We start from the raw sequence: 17,162 nt of genomic DNA, 5'->3' as shown, positions 1-17,162 counted from the left end.
CAGCCCGCACCGGAAAATTTATGATCGCGCAAATACTGGCCACCATGCTACCCGTATTCCTGATTGCAGGCTGCGGAGCTTTGTACGGGCGTTACCGCACGCCAGATATTCAGGGCCTTAATGTGCTCAACATGGAGCTGTTTGTGCCCATGCTGGTGTTTGCGGTACTGGCCGACCAGCAAGCGCCCCTGCAGGATTACGGCTGGCTGGCGCTGGCCGCAACCGTAGTGGTGCTGGGCTCGGGCTTGATTCTCTACCCGTTAGCCCGGGTACTGGATCTGAACCTGAAAACCTTTCTGCCACCCATGATGTTCAACAACTCGGGCAACATGGGCATTCCGCTACTGGTGCTGGCCTTTGGCGAAGCGGCACTGCCTGCGGCCATCGTGTTGTTCATTGTGGAAATGCTGCTGCACTTCTCCGTCGGTCTGTACATGCTGGACCCGCACACCTCCGTACTGAAACGCCTGCGCCAACCTATCGTGTTTGCCAGCATCGCCGGCCTAGTGGTGAATTTCAGCGGCGTGGCGCTGCCCAGCTGGCTGTTGGAAGCGCTGAACATGCTCGGCGGCGTGTGTATTCCGCTGATGTTGTTCGCCCTCGGCGTACGCATGCTGGATGTCGATTTCAGCGACTGGAAACTCGGGATGATCGGCGCCATTGCCTGCCCTCTCAGCGGGCTGGTACTGGCGTGGCCACTCATTGCCCTGCTCGACCTTCCGGGCCTGCAGGTCGCCGCGCTTTGGGTTTTTGCGGCCCTGCCACCGGCGGTTCTGAACTATATGGTGGCCGAACAGTATCGCCAGGAGCCTCACAAAGTCGCGTCGCTGGTGCTCATCAGCAATCTGGGCAGCCTGGTGGTAATGCCGGTCGTACTGGGCCTGGTGTTCGCTGCAGGTTACGTCTAGGCAACTTGCAACAACGCTTTTTATGGCCGATGGTTAGAGCTCAGCTTGCTGATTTCAAAACCGATACGGAGGTCTTCCCTTGAGCGTTCTGCTTCTTGTTCTCAGTGCTTTGGTGCTGATTTATTTCAGCATTGGCGGGAAAACCGCTGCGATTGTTTTGTCGGCTGCCACCTTGGTGGGGGTAGCGCAAGACGACTGGCACATTCTCAGCTTTTTGATCGGTGGTTTGTTACTGGCGCTCGCTTTGTTGGTGGTTCTGCCCAGTGACCTGCGCCGGGAAAAACTCAGCCGTCCGTTGCTGGGTTGGGTCCGTGGCCGTTTGCCCAAGCTGTCCTCTACAGAAGAAGAAGCCCTGAAATCCGGCTCGGTAGATTGGGACGGCGAGTTGTTTTCCGGTAAACCGGAATGGAACAAACTGTTGGATGCTGCACCGGCACACCTCACCAGCGAAGAACAAGCCTTCCTCGACGGCCCGGTGGAAGAACTCTGCAAAATGCTGGATGACTGGCAGATCACCCACGAAAATTACGATCTGCCCGAGGACGTCTGGGCGTTCATACGCAAGAACGGTTTTTTCGGCTTGGTGATCCCGAAAGAAGACGGCGGCAAGGGCTTCTCTAACACCGCCCATTCCGAAATCGTCATGAAAATCTCCACCCGCAGTGTGTCAGCTGCCGTCACCGTGATGGTGCCTAACTCTCTGGGCCCGGGCGAGTTGCTGATGCACTACGGCACCGAAGACCAGAAGCAACATTACCTGCCCCGCCTCGCCGGCGGCGACGAAATTCCCTGCTTTGCCCTGACCTCGCCCATCGCCGGCTCCGACGCCGGTGCCATCCCAGATAAAGGCATCGTCTGCAAAGGGCAGTGGAACGGCGAAGAAGTGATGGGGCTGAAGGTCACCTGGAACAAGCGCTACATCACGCTGGCACCGGTCGCCACTCTGATTGGCCTCGCCATCAAGGTTTACGATCCGGAACACCTGCTCGGCGAACAAGACGAAATCGGCGTGACCTGTGTGCTGGTGCCCCGGGATACCGAGGGCGTGAATGCCGGTACACGTCACTTGCCCATGAACACCGTGTTTATGAACGGGCCTACCTGGGGCACCGAAGTGTTCATTCCGATGGAACAGGTCATTGGCGGCCAGGACATGCTCGGCAAAGGCTGGACCATGCTACTGGAATGCTTGTCCATCGGCCGCTCGATCTCACTTCCGGCCTTGGGTACCGGTGCCGGCAAGCTTGCCAGTTTGGCCACCGGCTCTTACGCCTTCACCCGGGAGCAGTTTGGCCGCACCATCAGCCAGTTTGAAGGGGTTCAGGAAGCTCTCGAACCCATCGCAGGCTACACTTACATGATGGATGCCGCGCGCCTGCTCACCGTCGGTATGCTTGACCGTGGCGTGCGCCCGGCCGTGCCTTCGGCGGTCTTGAAGTATCGCAACACCGATCTGATGCGCGAAGTCATTAACCACGCCATGGATATTGTGGCAGGCCGCGGCGTGATCACCGGCCCCCGCAACTTCCTCGCTCGCGCCTATCAAGCGGTGCCGATCGGCATCACGGTAGAGGGTGCGAACATTCTGACCCGCAGCCTGATGATCTTTGGCCAGGGCTCCATTCGCTGCCACCCGTTCATCGTGGACGAAATCGAAGCCGCCGGCATGGAAGATCAAGAGGCCGCCACCCGGAAGTTTGACGGTATTTTCTACAATCACCTGGCCCACACCACCCGAAACTCGTTGCGGGCCTTCGTACTGGGCCTCACCAAAGGGCTGCTGGAAACCACCCCGAGACAGGGTGATATCCAGGGTTACTATCGCCAGCTTGGCCGGTTCTCGGCCGCCTTCGCCATGATGACCGATGTCACGCTGCTGACAGTAGGCGGTGGCCTGAAAGCCCGGCAACGGCTCTCTGGCCGCATGGCCGACTGTCTGGTGCAGCTGTACTACGCCACGGCGGTGATCAAGCAATGGCACGAAGAAGGTTACCCGGAAAATCAGCGGGATCTTGTGGAATGGAGCCTGCAAACCTGCCTGCATGATCTGCAAAATTCCATGCGCGAAGCCATCATCAACTTCCCGGTGCCGGCACTGCGCTGGCCGCTGCGCATTCTGGTGTTCCCGCTGGGCGCTACGGGCCTGAATGGCCCGGACGACAAGCTGGGCGCGAAAGTGGCCGCCAGCATCGTGGATGACACTCCGGCGCGTCAGCGGGTGAGCCGTGGCACCTTCACCACTCAAGACCCGAACGATCCGTTAGGGCGCGTGCTGAATGCCTACAATCTGGCTAACGAAACCCATGAAATGCGCCAGCGCCTGCACGAAGCCATTCGCAACCGCAATGAGGATGAGCTGGATGGCATTGCGCTGCTGATGGGTCACCAACGCAAAGAACTGGTGGACTGGGCTTGCGCCCAAGGCATCGTGACCGCCGACGAATGCCCGAAACTGGAAGAGGCGCTGACCGCGCTGTATGACGTGATTCGGGTCGATGCGTTTGAACCGGATGGCCTGAAATCTCTGGCGAAAACCGCCAAGGGCAAGCGCAAAGTAGTCGAACGACCCAAGAAAAAGCACTAAGTCCTGATCGAGGGGCGTTCACTCGCCCCTCAATCCTCCCCGGATGGCTTCATCCACCAGCCAACGCCGTAGCGTTTGAATCCCCCGCTCCCGGCGGCGACTGGTCTTCCAGGCAAAATAGAACTTATCGCCGGTCACGACCGCATGGGCCGGTAGCCGCACGAAGTCTTCCGAGTCTTGGCGGGTGCTGAGCATGTAATCGTTAGTCAGCGCGATACCCTGATTAAACCGTGCCGCTTCCAGAGCCAGCAACATGTGGCTGAAGTGCTGAACCCGGGTGCCGCCGGGCAGAGATTGATCCACCGCGCGAAACCACGCGGCCCAATCACCGGCCGGCCTGTTGAAAATACTGTGAGTCGATAACAAAGGAAATTGCGCAATCTGCTCCGGAGAAATAACCAACTCACTGCGGGCGTCGGGTTCTGCGTCCCAGCCCATTTCCCGTTGTATCCGCTGCCAGTAATCCTGACTGCACACCGGGAACAGTCGCTCGGTGTAGAGATGTTCGTAGCTGTAGGCCGGTGCCGAGGTGTAAATGGTGATAAAGCAATCCGCGACTCGGTCCGACAACACGGGATTCTGGCTGCTCATCTCCAGCGCCAGATCAATCTGCGGGTGCAAACGCTGCAAATCCGGCAACCGGGGCACCAGCCAACGCACCGCAAAAGAACTGAATACCGACAACCGCAGCCGCGACTCTTCATGCCCCAACAACTGCTCACTGGCCCGTTCGATCTGCAGCAACGCCGAGCCAATGGCATCGAAATACTGGCGCCCTTCGTCCGTCAGCGTTACCACCCGTCCGGAACGCCAGAACAAAGGCTCACCAAGATAGGTTTCCAGCTGTTTGATCTGGTGGCTCACGGCACTTTGGGTGATCGACAGTTCCTCGGCCGCCGCGGAAAAACTGGTCAGCCGGGCAACCGCTTCGAACACCGGTAGCGCTTTCAGAGGCGGGAGTCTCATCTATCTAAATTTCTAATAGTGGTAGAATATTCATCATTTTATCGGATAGTAAATCACAGATAGACTTGAGTTCACAGTTCATCGAGGCATCCGCCTCTGCGTCACCAATCAACGAGAAAAAAGGGGGGGATTAAATGTCAGGCAAAACCGTCAATAGCGCTATCTTATTACTGGTCATTGGCAATGCGATGGCCATCCTCTCTGACATCTTTATTAAAACGCTGGAGCCCGGGACATCTATCTTTCAGTTCGCGTTTCTGCGCCTTGTCCTAACGCTGGTATTCTTGCTGCCGCTGATCGGTAAACTGAACCGTGAGCACCTGTTCAGCGGTTTTGGCATACACGCGCTCCGGGCGCACGTGCACCTGGCCGGTATCCTGGTGATGGTCATCGCATTGACCAACTTACCCTTGGCCACCGCGAACGCGTTGTTTTATGCCGCGCCGATCATGGTGATGGCGTTGTCTGCGATCTTGTTCAGTGAAAAGCTCACGCGGTTGAGCATGGCTGCGGTGATCAGCGGTTTTGCCGGCATCATCGTCATCCTGCGACCGGTGGAATTCAACTGGGCCGCTATCGCCGCACTGGTATCAGCGCTGACCCTGGCGATCAACGCCGTGCTGGTGCGCAAGCTGCCTCAAGAGCAGAGCACGGTGCACAAGCTGTTTCTGAACTACCTGTTGATCATTCCGGCGGCCGGGGCTCTGGCACTGTGGGAAGGCGCCGAATGGCACCCGGAAATGTTGATCAGCGCCGCTGGTTCGGCGTTTTTCATTCTGGGCTACAACATCGCCGTACTGCTGGCCTACCATCAGGTGGATGCCAACCAGGTCACCAGTGCCGAATACACCGGACTGATCTGGGCGGTTGCGATTGGCTGGATATGGTTTGGCGAAGTGCCCGACGCGTGGTTCATTGTCGGCAGCCTGATGATCATCGTACCGTTGGTGCTGATCGGCCTGCGCAACCGTAAGCGTTCACCGGCTCGGGGCTTTAACCCCGCGCCGCGAGATCGTGAGCGTTCGGTTAGCCACCAGGCACCTCAGCGTTCTGAGGAAAGCTGCTCTTTCAAGCAGGACTCAATCGCAAAGGTATGATCGCACTGATCACCCAGCTCGCGGAGTGATTCGGCCAGCCGAAGCAAGTAATCGGTGTTGGGGCCACTGGGCCCCAATGCTTGCGCAATCTGCCGGGCAATATCCGCGGGCGGGGCGTCGCCCAGAAACGCTTCATTATCTTCCGTAGCGATGTACACCAAACCTTCCGCTTGCCCACCGTCGTCGAAGGTCATGGTGGTACTGAACCGCAGATAGCCGTTCTTTTCCCGCACATCCAGATGCTCAAACACGCTCGGCGCTACCCGAAACGCCATGCCTTTGCAGACTGCTCCGGGCTGCTCGATCAAGGTAACCACCCGGCCCGGGGCTTCCGGCGTACCTCGATGATCGTGAGAACCTTGCCAGAACCGGCGCGCCCAACCTCGAATGGTGGCCGGCTTTTGCTCCAGAAAGGGAAAATCCACCTTGTAGATCAAAGACCCATAACCAAACAACCACACCGAATCAATGCCCTCGAAATTGTGGCGGGTACGATTGTGGTCAATGGTATTGGCGGCCATGCTTATCCTCGTGTCTTAACATCCAACGCAGTGTTTCAGGCGGTTTGGGTGCTGGCAATAAAGCCGGCGATACCGGTCAGCACTATTTCAGCGGCCATTGCAGACAAGATCAAGCCGCTGATTTTCGACATGATGTTCAGGCCGGTTTTACCCAGCGCCTTCTCCAGATAGCTCGATAGCCTCAGCAACACGCCCAGAAAAAACAAACTGGTCACTAGTCCCAGCAGGCCACCGACCACTTCCGGCACCTCTTTCAGTTCGGCACCGTAAACCAGAATCGCACCGATGGTCGCCGGGCCAATCATCACCGGAATTGCCAGCGGGACCACCGCAACGTCTTCACGATCTTCGTCTGGCAGGCTGGTCGCGTGATTCCGCGTACCGCTGGTCACCAAACTGATGGCGGTCAGGAACAGCAAAGCACCCGCGCCAATGCGGAACGAGTTCAGAGTAATGCCAATGGCGTTAAACAGCAGCGGCCCGGCAAAGAACAGAATAAGGCCCAGAATCAGTGCTGAAATACAGGCGCGACGAATGATCGACGCTTTCTCCGACGCGGGTAAACCCCGGGTCAGCGCCAGAAACATAGTCACCACGAAGAAGGGTGCAATCAGGAACCAAAAGCGGATAGTACTGCTGAGGTAGGTGGAGAAAAGCGTTTCGAGCATCCAAGGAAATCCGGCAGAGAATTGTTCCGGTAAGGATAGCGCTTAGCGCCGAATTCTGCCGTAAGGAACTGAACCTATTTCCCGCCCATCAAGCACTTAACGCTTGATCGACGGCTTACGCGGTTTCTTCGGTTTTGCAGGCCGCCCCTTTGGTCCGGCTGGGTTACGTCCGCCCGCTTTCGGCCCATTAGCCGGCTTGCCACCGGGCTTGCTGGGCCGTCCTGGCCCCTTACCTCGGCCCTTGCCGGGTGCACCACCCGCGCCCTTCCCGCCACGGCCAGCGGCCGGTCGTCCTCCGGGCTTGGCACCCGGCCGCGGTGGTTTTCCGCCGGCCCCGGAACGGGCCGGTTTCTTCTTAGGTTTGCTCTGCGCAGGTTCTGTCGCCTCGGACGAAGAATTCCGCACCGCATCCAGCAACGTGGATAACTCTTTTTCGGTCAAATCACGCCAGGCCCCCACCGGCAAACCGCTAAGGTTGACGTTCATGATCCGCACTCGCTCCAAGCGAGTAACTTCATAACCGAAATGCTCCGCCATGCGACGGATCTGGCGGTTTAACCCTTGCACCAGCGTGATGCGGAAAACAAAGCGGGAGATTCTCTCCACCGGGCAAGGCTTGGTGACGGTGCCGAGAATCGGCACACCACTGCTCATGCCTTTGATAAATTCTTTCGTCACCGGTTTATCCACCGTGACGATGTATTCCTTGGAATGGTTATTACCCGCGCGCAGAATCTTGTTGACCAAATCGCCGTTGCTGGTCAGAAAAATCAGACCTTGGGAATCCTTGTCGAGCCGGCCAATCGGGAAGATCCGCTCGCTGTGGCCCACAAAGCGGACAATGTTGTCGCGTTCTGCGCTGTCGGTCGTGCTCACCACACCCACGGGTTTGTTCAGCGCGATAAAAATCAGATCGTCTTCGTCCCGCGGCTCCACCACCCGGCCATTCACCTTCACGGTATCGCCCGGCATCACCTGATCACCCACTTGTGCACGGCGCCCGTTGATGTGGACGTTGCCTTGCTCAATGTAGCGATCCGCATCCCGCCGGGAGCACATCCCGCTTTCGCTGATGTATTTGTTCAAACGGGTGGATGTTTTGGTGGCCATGGTGTCCTGACGGTGATGGTGGTTGAGTAACGGAAACGCAGTCTGCACAAAGGGGCATCATCCCACCGAGATGCGGGCACGGCAACCGCCCAAGGGCGTTCGTCCACAGGCAGCGGCGAACAGATATAGAATGCTTACTATAATTAGACCAAATGATTACGCAATTTCACTAATATTTTTCACAAAACTTTCATAATTCGCTGGTAAAATAGAGCGCTTTTTTTGTAGCTCGCTAATTGTCAGCGTACTTTATCTGCTCGCCCCTACCGAGCCGTTTTCCTAAACGTGAGGTCGATCATGTCCACCGAATCCCGAATTCGTTGCCCGAAACTCCGTCAACGCATCATGAGCGCCCGGGACGCGGCCGCCCTGATTCCCTCCGGCGTGAACGTCGGTATGAGCGGCTTTACCGGCGCAGGCTACCCGAAAGCGGTACCCGGAGCACTGGCGGAACACATTCGGGCGGCACAAGCGCGGGATGAGAACTTCCGCATCAGCGTGTGGACCGGCGCCTCCACTGCACCGGAGCTGGACGGTGCACTGGCCGAGGTCAATGGCATTCAAATGCGCCTGCCCTACCAAAGCGATCCACTGTGCCGCCAGAAAATCAATGACGGCCACATGGAGTACATGGACATTCACCTGTCTCATGTCGCCCAGCACGCCTGGTCCGGTTTTTACGGAAAGCTGGATATCGCCGTCATTGAGGTGGTTGGCGTGACGGAAGATGGCCGGCTGATTCCCTCTTCCTCAGTGGGTAACAACAAAACCTGGATTGACCAGGCGGATAAGGTGATTCTGGAAGTGAACCACGGCCAGAGTGCCGGGCTCGAAGGCATGCACGACATCTACTACGGAACCGCCCTTCCCCCACGCCGCAAGCCGATTCCGCTGACCCGCCCCGAAGAGCGTTTTGGCGAAAAGTACCTGATATGCCCGCCGGAAAAGATCATCGCGGTGGTGGAAACCAACGCACCCGACCGTAATTCCCGGTTCAGCCCGCCTGATGAAAACTCCAAGCGCATTGCTAACCACCTGCTGGACTTCTTCAGCCGCGAAGTGGAAGCCAAACGCCTGCCGCCGGAATTGCTGCCGTTGCAATCCGGTGTTGGAAACATCGCCAATGCGGTGATGGCCGGCTTGAACGAAGGCCCGTTCAATAACATGACCGCATTCACCGAAGTGCTGCAGGACGGCATGCTGGCCATGCTGAAATCCGGCAAGCTGGCGAAAGCCTCGGCTACCGCCTTTTCTCTGAGCCCGGAAGCCAACGAAGAACTGGCCAACAACATCGATTTTTACCGCGAACGCATCGTGCTGCGGTCACAGGAAATCAGCAACCACCCGGAAGTGATTCGGCGCTTGGGCGTGATCGCACTGAACGGCATGATCGAAGCCGACATCTACGGCAACGTGAACTCCACTCATGTGATGGCATCCCGCATCATGAACGGCATTGGCGGCTCCGGTGACTTCGCCCGCAACGGCTACCTGTCGGTGTTCATGACCCCGTCTACCGCCAAAGACGGCACCATTTCCACCATTGTGCCCATGGTGTCGCACGTGGATCACACCGAACACGACGTCCAGATTGTGGTTACCGAACAAGGATTGGCAGACCTGCGCGGCCTGCCACCCCGCCAGCGGGCACTGAACATCATCGAAAACTGCGCCCATCCGGATTTCCGTCCCCAGCTGCGTGACTACTTCGAGCGCGCCTGCAACAGCAAACGCGGCATGCACACCCCGCACCTGCTGGACGAAGCTTTAAGCTGGCACCACCGGTACGAAGCCTGTGGACAAATGTAACTGACCGGATAACCGGGCGTAAAAAAGCCGCGGGCCCGAAGGCGCGCGGCTAAAACAGATCGCAGAATCGAAGGGGCGATCAGTAAAGCTTGGCCAGTGACTTCTTGGCGAAAGCATCCACTTCGTCCAGGCGGCCTTCTTTCACTTTCACCAGCCACTCCGGATCTTGCAGCAGGGCACGGCCTACCGCGATCAATTCGAATTCGTGGTTGGTCATGCGCTCAACCAGCTCATCGATACCCGATTGCTCAACGGCTTCTTTCTTGCTGGCGAAGGTGCCGCTGATGAAGTCTTCTGTCAGGCCAACACTGCCCACTGACATAGTCGGGATGCCAGTCAGCTTTTGGGTCCAGCCGGCCAGGTTCAGGTCAGAACCTTCAAACTCCGGCTCCCAGAAGCGGCGTGTGGAGGCGTGGAAGATATCCACACCGGCGTCCACGAGCGGCTTCAGGAACTGCTCAAGCTCTTCCGGGCTGTTTACCAACCGAGCTTCGTAATCCTGCTGCTTCCACTGGGAAAAACGCAGCATGATCGGATATTCCGGACCCACGCGGTGGCGCACTTCTTCAACGATTTCGACCACAAAGCGCAGACGATTTTCCATGCTGCCGCCGTACTCGTCGTCACGCTGGTTGGTGCCTTCCCACAAGAACTGATCAAGCAGGTAACCGTGAGCACCGTGGATTTCCACGCCGTCAAAACCAAGCGCCTTGGCATCCTGAGCAGCATCACCGAACGCTTTGATCACGTCCTGAATGTCCTCTTTGCTCATCGCCTTGCCGTTGGGCTTACCCGGCGCAAACAAACCGGACGGACTGTAGCCTGGCTCAGACGGATCCGGCTCGGTACCTTCTTTACGCACCGCACCTACGTGCCACAACTGCGGGAAAATGGCTCCGCCCGCTTCGTGCACGGCATCCACCACCTTTTTCCAGCCGGCCAAAGCTTCTTCGCCGTGGAACGCCGGTACGTTCGGGTAGCCGTTGGCACCGGAATGGTTCACGGTGGTGCCTTCCGTGATCACCAAGCCAACCCCGGCTTCCGCGCGGCGGCGGTAATAATCCACCACGTTTTCACCCGGTACACCCTTGGGTGAGAAGTTCCGGGTCATCGGCGCCATCGCTACGCGGTTGCGCAGCTTGAGGTTGTGGAGTTCAAACGGTTCAAACATCGGGCCTAGATTCATGCTCATAATTCGGTGCAACCTCATTAATTTGGTTTCTTAACGCAACCCTATTCAAATTGGTTTCATAATGCAACCCTATTCGGTACACTCACCTACATGGCCAGAAAACGTTTTGATGACTCTAATTGCTCCGTTGCCCGCGCACTCAATGAAGTAGGCGACTGGTGGTCCCTGCTGATCGTGCTACACGCAATGTACGGCACGCGCCGGTTCGTGGATTTCCAGCAACAGCTGGGTATTGCGAAAAACATTTTGTGCGACCGGCTGAGCAAACTGGTGGACAACGAAGTGCTGCGCAAGGTGGAAGCCGGCGAGCACGGCTCCCGCTTTGAATACCGCCTCACCGAAAAAGGCCGGGACTTGTTTCCGGTGGTGGTTGCCCTGCGCCAGTGGGGTGACAAGTGGAATCCCGCGCCCGATGGCGAGCAGCTGGACCTGCGCGACCGTGCAACCGGCCAGCCCATTCAGCCCGTTAGCGTGCGCAACAGCGACGGCGAGCCCTTAACCATTCGCGATGTATTAGTGGCCGACGACCTGAAAGCAGCAAAAAACACGGGTTGAACAGTGTGGAAAGCCACATGCCGTGTGGCTTTTTGAGCTATATCAATCTCTCGCCTCTCTCCTTTCCCTCACCTGGCGTTTTTTGCGCTAAATCAAGAACACACTGACCGTCACAGGTACATTGACGCCATCAATTAATGGCGCAATTCTGGAGATGGATATGTCTCGTAGTTTCAAACTCAGTGTTCTGGCAGCAGCCGTACTGGCCGCAGCACCGGCCGCTCAGGCCTTTGAAGCGGGTGATTTTATTGTTCGTGCAGGTGCTATCCATGTTGCACCGGATGATTCCAGCGATCAGGTTTTGCTGTCCGGCGGCGCGGCTACCGGCTCTGAAGTTGCCGTAGACACCAATACACAGCTGGGTATCCGCGGCACGTACATGTTCACTCAGAACGTGGGCCTTGGTGTACTGGCCGCCACCCCGTTCAAGCACAACATTTCGGGCAAAGGTGGTGCACTTGATGGTGCCGATATTGGCGAAACCAAACACCTGCCTCCCACCATTACGCTTCAGTACTACCCGATGAACAGCACCGGGAGCGTGCAACCGTATGTGGGCATTGGCGTTAACTACACCACTTTCTTCGAAGAGAAGTCTGCTCTGGGCGACCTGGAATTGGATGACAGTGTAGGTGTGGCAGCAGAAGTGGGCGTGGACTACATGCTAAACGAACAGTTCGGGCTGAACGCGGCTATCTGGTGGGCAGATATTGATACTGAAGCGGAAATCAAAGGTGTGACCGAAAAGCTCGATGTAGAAATCGACCCCATGGTCTACATGGTCGGCTTCACCTACAAGTTCTGATTGCTGCTACGTTTTCAGAGCAAACAAAAAAGCGGGACTTTTCAGCCCCGCTTTTTTAATGCCCGGAAAACCGGTTTGGCTTACGCGCTCTGGCGCTGAGCCGGGCGACCACTGCGGCCTTGCCCTTGGCCCTGGCCTTGACGACCGCGACCACCGCTGCGACCTCCGGGCTTAGGCCCGAAGCTCTTGCCATTGCCACCCTGCGGGCGACGGCTGCGCGCCTTACTCGGGTCCGCCTTGGCTTTCGGCTTCAACGGCAGGTTGTTCTTAGGCTCGAAACCTTCGATTTCCTTACGCGGCAACTGCTTTTTGATCAGCCGCTCGATACCCGCTAGCAATTTGCCTTCGTCGGCACTGACCAGTGACAAGGCATGGCCTTTTTCACCGGCACGACCGGTACGGCCAATACGGTGCACGTAGTCTTCCGGTACGTTAGGCAGCTCAAAGTTCACCACTTGTGGAAGCTGTTTGATGTCCAGGCCACGGGCGGCGATGTCAGTTGCCACCAATACACGCACTTCGCCGGCTTTGAAATCCGCCAGCGCACGGGTACGAGCTCCTTGTGACTTGTTGCCGTGAATGGCTGCAGCGGTGATGCCGTCGCGTTCCAGCTTCTGAGTCAGACGGTTGGCACCGTGCTTGGTACGGGTGAACACCAGAACCTGATCCCAGCTGTTATCACGCACCAGCTTGCTCAACAGGGCCGTTTTCTGGCTCTGGTCCACCGGATACACAGACTGCTTGATGGTTTCTGCCGAAGTGTTACGCGCTGCCACTTCAACCTGTACCGGATTATCCAGCAGACCTTGGGCCAGGCTTCGGATTTCGTTCGAGAAAGTTGCAGAGAACAACAGGTTCTGACGCTTGGCCGGCAAGAGTGCAAGAATCTTGCGAATGTCGCGGATGAAGCCCATGTCCAGCATGCGGTCGGCTTCATCCAGCACCAGAATTTCCACTTCGTTGAAGCGCACCGCGTTCTGCTGATACAGGTCCATCAAACGGCCCGGTGTTGCCACCAGAACGTCCAGACCTTTGCGCAGTTTCATCATCTGTGGATTGATTTTCACACCACCAAACACCACGGCGGCTTTGGTTGGCACGTATCGGCTGTATAGGTTCACGCTGTCATGAACCTGCGCGGCCAGCTCTCGGGTAGGCGTCAGAATCAGCGCGCGCGGGCCTTTACCGGTGCGCGGCTTTTCCGATAAACGCTGCAACAGGGGCAAAGTAAAACCGGCCGTTTTACCGGTACCGGTCTGGGCCGCCGCCATGACGTCTTTACCCGACAGAACGGCAGGAATCGCCTGCTGCTGAATGGGAGACGGGGTATCGTAACCCTGATCGGAAGTGGCACGGACCAGCTGCTCGGACAAACCGAGGGAAGAAAAACTCATAAACGATGTACTCTTGATTAATTCTGCCTCCACGAACACCGTCGTCGGCGAATGCGGGCAGATGCCATGAAAGCTCATGGAATAAAAGACGACTACGGTCACGCGCCGATAATGGGGTGACGTCCTCTGACAGGTCGTATGGAGTGTTCGCAAAGCGGCTTAAAGCCGAAAACTGCGGAATCCCTAGAGGCAGGATGCGTGCACGGTAACAGAGCCCCTTTGAAATAGCCATAAGTGTTTATTGTTAGCTACCACACGATTTACCTCGCGCAATGGAACTCGGGCCCGGTCTTGAGGTCAGTACCCGCTTGTAAGCAATTATTTAATCAATGGAAACAGGAGACGTCATGATCAGCATTGGTATCGGCCCTCTGAGCCTGTCAATCGGGCACCTGCTACTGGTGCTGGCTTTTGTGGTCGCGCTGATTGTTGGCGCTCTTATTGGGCGCAAACGGCAAACGCCGGTATCGGGCACCTTGGCCGATATTTTTCTGGTGGCCATGGTCACGGCCCGCATTGGCTTTGTGGTGCGCTACTTCGAGCATTACCAGAGTGATTTATGGGGCATCATCGATATCCGCGATGGCGGTTTCGATATGGTCACCGGCCTGATGGCTGCGCTCATTTTCACGGCCTACCTGATGTGGAAACACACCGCTATCCGGCGTGCGCTGGGTTCTGCGGTAGCCGCGGGCCTGATCACCTGGGGGTTTACCAGCGGTGTGATCGCACTAATCCATCAGCAAACCCAAGGGTTCCCGGAAGTGGCGCTGACCAATCTGAACGAGCAACCGGTCAACTTGGAAACCATCGCTCAGAACCGCCCAACCGTGGTGAACCTTTGGGCCACCTGGTGCCCACCCTGCATCCGTGAAATGCCGGTGTTGGAGCAAGCCCAACAGCGCTACTCCGGCATCAATTTTGTGTTTGCCAATCAGGGCGAGCACCCGGAAACGATTCGAAAATTCCTGATGGAACAGAACCTGAACCTCAGCCATGTACTGAGCGACCGGTCGGGCAGTTTTGGCCGTGTTGTCGGTAGCCAGGGCCTGCCCACCACCCTGTTTTATAACGCACAGGGAACGCTGGTGGATACGCACATGGGCGAACTCTCCCACGCCAGCCTGGCCCGAAGCCTGGAGCGCTTCGACTAAACAGATGCTCGCCCTGAAAGCCATTAATTACTGGAACGCGAGATAACCATCGTCAATCGCATCTGAACACAACACTTTGGAATCTCGCTGATAGTCCTGCACCGTTCGCCATGGGCCACGGGTGCCTTGGCGGGGCAACTCATCTGCGGCGCGCTTTACGTAACCCGCGCCCAGTGAGTCCATCATGGTGCCCTCGCTGCGACAGCCTTCAGCGCCCTCCGGTGTTGCTACCTTGTATTGCTGGTTATCCATGTAATTGATCAACCGACACAGGTATTTGCACGCTATATCAACTTTCAGCGTCCACGAAGCGTTGGTGTAACCAATAATCACACCGGCATTTGGCACCCCTTCCACCATCACACTCTTGTAGAGCACCTTTTCCTTGATCACAACGTCCTGGCCATCCAGGGTCGGTTTTATACCGCCTAGAATTTGCAGATTCAAACCGGTGGCCGGGATGATGATATCGGCGGCCAGTTCCTCTCCCGATCTCAGGCGGATGCCGGTTTCGGTGAAGCGATCAATGTGGTCGGTTTTGATAGACGCCCTGCCGGCTTTAAGGGCTTTGAACAAATCACCGTCCTTCACCACACACAAACGCTGATCCCAGGGGTTGTAGTTCGGCGTAAAGTGGCGCATGTCCACTTTGCCTTTTAATTCGCGCTTCACTATCCACAACAGCAGCCGCCGCATAGCTCGCGGGCTTTTGCGGGAGCGTTTATACAGCTGCCGCGAGATAAAGAGGTTGCGTGATCGGGTCAGCTTGTACGACAGCTTTGCAGGCAGCACTTTTTGCAGGGCAAGGGTGATTTCATCGGTCGATGGAAGCGGCATCAGGTAAGACGGCGAACGCTGCAGCATGGTCACATGTCCGGCGTCTTCCGCCATGGTTGGTACCAGTGTAATGGCGGTTGCACCACTGCCAATCACCACCACCTTCTTGCCGGTGTAATCCAGATGCTCCGGCCAGTGCTGAGGGTGCACAATCTGGCCCTTGAAATCGGCCTCGCCCGGGAAATCCGGCATATAACCCTGATCGTAGTCATAGTAACCGGTACAACCCACCAGGAAGTTGGTGGTCCAGGTTTCGAGCTCACCGGTTTCGGCATTCTCGGCGATCAGTTTCCAGCATTTGTCCTCGCTGGACCAGTTGGCCTCCTTCACCGCCAAACCATAATGGATGTGCTTATCAACGCCTTTCTCTCGGGCGGTCTTCGCGAGGTACTGCTTGATCGAGGCGCCATCTGCCAGCACCTTACCGCCTGACCAGGGCCGAAACTTGTAGCCGAAGGTAAACATATCGGAATCGGAACGGATGCCGGGATAGCGGAACAAATCCCAGGTGCCACCGAGCGATTGTCGCCGCTCCAGAATGGCAAAGCGCTTGTGCGGGCACGATTTTTTGAGATGGCAGGCCATGCCGATACCGGAAACGCCCGCGCCGATGATCAGGACATCATAATGTTGCTCATCCATGGGTGCTCGCCCTCTATTGTTGTTTGTTCTTTGACGACCTCCAACACTACGTACTTTGTCGCAGACTTCGATTGGCCGCAAACCCACCGCCTCTCCAAAATCCGGTCAAATCGTCCAACAAAAATAGTATTTCCCATAGCTAGCTAACTGCGAGATGATGACGCAATCGACACGCACAATCAGGATAATAATGATGGAAAACTACCTGAAGCCGACGCCATTTTTCGATTACCAATCACCAACCGTTCAAGCCTGGATGCAGCAACAGCTTGAAGGCGTGTCAGACGATCCGGTCGAACAAATCAAAGCGCTCTATTTGGCTGTGCGCGATGGCATCAGCTACAACCCTTATGTGTTCAGCCCCGACCCAGAGACGTTCAGCGCCAGTTACGCTCTGACGGTGGGCGAAAGCTACTGCATTCCCAAAGCGGTATTGCTGGGCGCCGCAGCTCGTGCGATCGGGATCCCCAGCCGGCTGGGCCTTGCCGATGTTCGCAACCATCTGTCGAGCCCCAAACTGATTGAATGGCTGCAATCCGATGTCTTCCGCATGCACGGCTTTATCGAACTCTACCTGAACGGCCGCTGGGTCAAAGCAACGCCCGCCTTCAACAAAAAACTCTGTACCTTGATGAACGTGGACCCTCTGGAATTTGACGGCGTGAACGACTCCATCTTTCAGGAATACACTGAATCCGGCGCGGCTCACATGGAATACATCAACAACCACGGCGTGTTCGACGATGTTCCTCACCGCTTTATTCTGGACGGCATTATGGCGGCCTACGGCCATCTGTTTGAAGAAGAAGCCGGCCCGAACAATTACAGCCTTGAGAAAGACATTTCCGGGCGCTCATAAAAAAAACCGGTAGCCGCATCCTGCGGGTACCGGTTTCAGGGGGTCAGCCTGAATTTGTCAG

At 56.8% G+C, this 17,162-nt stretch carries 15 protein-coding genes; 8 read left to right on the top strand and 7 right to left on the bottom strand.

All coding sequences use genetic code 11. The features are described 5' to 3' along the window. Window positions 1–20 precede the first annotated feature (20 nt). Together JAO79_RS02765 and JAO79_RS02760 are read left to right on the top strand one after the other, a co-directional pair. The gene (locus tag JAO79_RS02765; protein ID WP_199005622.1) at window positions 21–908 is read left to right on the top strand and encodes an AEC family transporter; all 888 of its coding nucleotides are present in this window, start codon (window positions 21–23) and stop codon (window positions 906–908) included. A 79-nt stretch (window positions 909–987) separates the two neighbouring features. Further along, window positions 988–3,492: an acyl-CoA dehydrogenase gene (locus tag JAO79_RS02760; RefSeq protein ID WP_199005621.1), complete on the top strand. Its 2,505-nt coding sequence runs from the start codon at window positions 988–990 to the stop codon at window positions 3,490–3,492. Window positions 3,493–3,510: 18 nt separating this feature from the next. Here JAO79_RS02760 and JAO79_RS02755 read toward each other — a convergent pair whose 3' ends face one another. After that, complete coding sequence (locus tag JAO79_RS02755) at window positions 3,511–4,458, bottom strand: LysR substrate-binding domain-containing protein (protein ID WP_199005620.1); 948 nt, start codon at window positions 4,456–4,458, stop codon at window positions 3,511–3,513. 134 nt (window positions 4,459–4,592) lie between these two features. Between JAO79_RS02755 and JAO79_RS02750 the strand changes: the two genes are divergently transcribed. Beyond that, window positions 4,593–5,555 carry a DMT family transporter gene (locus JAO79_RS02750; RefSeq protein WP_199005619.1) on the top strand — a complete coding sequence of 321 codons (963 nt, stop codon included), beginning with the start codon at window positions 4,593–4,595 and terminating at the stop codon, window positions 5,553–5,555. Here the strand turns inward: JAO79_RS02750 and JAO79_RS02745 are convergent. From JAO79_RS02745 to rluF, 3 genes are all read right to left on the bottom strand, one after another. Further along, the gene (locus JAO79_RS02745) at window positions 5,501–6,076 is read right to left on the bottom strand and encodes a gamma-glutamylcyclotransferase (RefSeq protein WP_199005618.1); all 576 of its coding nucleotides are present in this window, start codon (window positions 6,074–6,076) and stop codon (window positions 5,501–5,503) included. The genes JAO79_RS02750 and JAO79_RS02745 overlap by 55 nt on opposite strands. Window positions 6,077–6,111: 35 nt before the next feature. Continuing rightward, window positions 6,112–6,744: a MarC family protein gene (locus JAO79_RS02740; protein ID WP_199005617.1), complete on the bottom strand. Its 633-nt coding sequence runs from the start codon at window positions 6,742–6,744 to the stop codon at window positions 6,112–6,114. Window positions 6,745–6,840: 96 nt separating this feature from the next. Continuing rightward, entirely contained in the window at window positions 6,841–7,902 is a 1,062-nt protein-coding gene (gene rluF / locus JAO79_RS02735) for a 23S rRNA pseudouridine(2604) synthase RluF (protein WP_320158931.1), read from the bottom strand. Window positions 7,903–8,151: 249 nt separating this feature from the next. Between rluF and JAO79_RS02730 the strand changes: the two genes are divergently transcribed. Continuing rightward, entirely contained in the window at window positions 8,152–9,663 is a 1,512-nt protein-coding gene (locus JAO79_RS02730; RefSeq protein WP_199005616.1) for an acetyl-CoA hydrolase/transferase family protein, read from the top strand. Window positions 9,664–9,742: 79 nt separating this feature from the next. On the opposite strand, the gene JAO79_RS02725 is transcribed toward JAO79_RS02730, so the two are convergent. After that, a complete protein-coding gene (locus JAO79_RS02725; protein WP_199005615.1) occupies window positions 9,743–10,855 on the bottom strand; it encodes an NADH:flavin oxidoreductase in 1,113 nt (370 codons plus the stop codon). A gap of 90 nt (window positions 10,856–10,945) precedes the next feature. Between JAO79_RS02725 and JAO79_RS02720 the strand changes: the two genes are divergently transcribed. Further along, window positions 10,946–11,410: a winged helix-turn-helix transcriptional regulator gene (locus JAO79_RS02720; RefSeq protein ID WP_199005614.1), complete on the top strand. Its 465-nt coding sequence runs from the start codon at window positions 10,946–10,948 to the stop codon at window positions 11,408–11,410. 160 nt (window positions 11,411–11,570) lie between these two features. Next, the gene (locus tag JAO79_RS02715) at window positions 11,571–12,215 is read left to right on the top strand and encodes an OmpW/AlkL family protein (protein WP_199005613.1); all 645 of its coding nucleotides are present in this window, start codon (window positions 11,571–11,573) and stop codon (window positions 12,213–12,215) included. 80 nt (window positions 12,216–12,295) lie between these two features. Here the strand turns inward: JAO79_RS02715 and JAO79_RS02710 are convergent, their stop codons facing one another. Then, a complete protein-coding gene (locus tag JAO79_RS02710) occupies window positions 12,296–13,609 on the bottom strand; it encodes a DEAD/DEAH box helicase (protein ID WP_199005612.1) in 1,314 nt (437 codons plus the stop codon). 347 nt (window positions 13,610–13,956) lie between these two features. Between JAO79_RS02710 and JAO79_RS02705 the strand changes: the two genes are divergently transcribed. After that, a complete protein-coding gene (locus JAO79_RS02705; protein WP_199005611.1) occupies window positions 13,957–14,763 on the top strand; it encodes a TlpA disulfide reductase family protein in 807 nt (268 codons plus the stop codon). A gap of 27 nt (window positions 14,764–14,790) precedes the next feature. On the opposite strand, the gene JAO79_RS02700 is transcribed toward JAO79_RS02705, so the two are convergent. After that, window positions 14,791–16,242 (bottom strand): flavin-containing monooxygenase, encoded by a 1,452-nt coding sequence (locus JAO79_RS02700; RefSeq protein ID WP_199005610.1) that lies wholly within the window; start codon window positions 16,240–16,242, stop codon window positions 14,791–14,793. Window positions 16,243–16,435: 193 nt separating this feature from the next. Between JAO79_RS02700 and JAO79_RS02695 the strand changes: the two genes are divergently transcribed. After that, window positions 16,436–17,101 carry a transglutaminase-like domain-containing protein gene (locus JAO79_RS02695; RefSeq protein ID WP_199005609.1) on the top strand — a complete coding sequence of 222 codons (666 nt, stop codon included), beginning with the start codon at window positions 16,436–16,438 and terminating at the stop codon, window positions 17,099–17,101. The last annotated feature ends 61 nt before the right edge of the window (window positions 17,102–17,162 follow it).

The organism is Marinobacter litoralis (genome assembly GCF_016427555.1).
Lineage (GTDB): Bacteria > Pseudomonadota > Gammaproteobacteria > Pseudomonadales > Oleiphilaceae > Marinobacter > Marinobacter litoralis_A.
The sequence above is the reverse complement of the archived record's forward strand: the minus strand, read 5'-3'. Positions and strand labels throughout refer to the sequence as shown.

Coding starts and splice junctions, on each gene's coding strand:
- JAO79_RS02765 (WP_199005622.1), top strand. CDS start 21: ATGATCGCGCAAATACTGGCCACCATGCTACCCGTATTCCTGATTGCA.
- JAO79_RS02755 (WP_199005620.1), bottom strand. CDS start 4,458: ATGAGACTCCCGCCTCTGAAAGCGCTACCGGTGTTCGAAGCGGTTGCC.
- JAO79_RS02750 (WP_199005619.1), top strand. CDS start 4,593: ATGTCAGGCAAAACCGTCAATAGCGCTATCTTATTACTGGTCATTGGC.
- JAO79_RS02745 (WP_199005618.1), bottom strand. CDS start 6,076: ATGGCCGCCAATACCATTGACCACAATCGTACCCGCCACAATTTCGAG.
- JAO79_RS02740 (WP_199005617.1), bottom strand. CDS start 6,744: ATGCTCGAAACGCTTTTCTCCACCTACCTCAGCAGTACTATCCGCTTT.
- JAO79_RS02730 (WP_199005616.1), top strand. CDS start 8,152: ATGTCCACCGAATCCCGAATTCGTTGCCCGAAACTCCGTCAACGCATC.
- JAO79_RS02725 (WP_199005615.1), bottom strand. CDS start 10,855: ATGAGCATGAATCTAGGCCCGATGTTTGAACCGTTTGAACTCCACAAC.
- JAO79_RS02720 (WP_199005614.1), top strand. CDS start 10,946: ATGGCCAGAAAACGTTTTGATGACTCTAATTGCTCCGTTGCCCGCGCA.
- JAO79_RS02715 (WP_199005613.1), top strand. CDS start 11,571: ATGTCTCGTAGTTTCAAACTCAGTGTTCTGGCAGCAGCCGTACTGGCC.
- JAO79_RS02710 (WP_199005612.1), bottom strand. CDS start 13,609: ATGAGTTTTTCTTCCCTCGGTTTGTCCGAGCAGCTGGTCCGTGCCACT.
- JAO79_RS02705 (WP_199005611.1), top strand. CDS start 13,957: ATGATCAGCATTGGTATCGGCCCTCTGAGCCTGTCAATCGGGCACCTG.
- JAO79_RS02700 (WP_199005610.1), bottom strand. CDS start 16,242: ATGGATGAGCAACATTATGATGTCCTGATCATCGGCGCGGGCGTTTCC.
- JAO79_RS02695 (WP_199005609.1), top strand. CDS start 16,436: ATGGAAAACTACCTGAAGCCGACGCCATTTTTCGATTACCAATCACCA.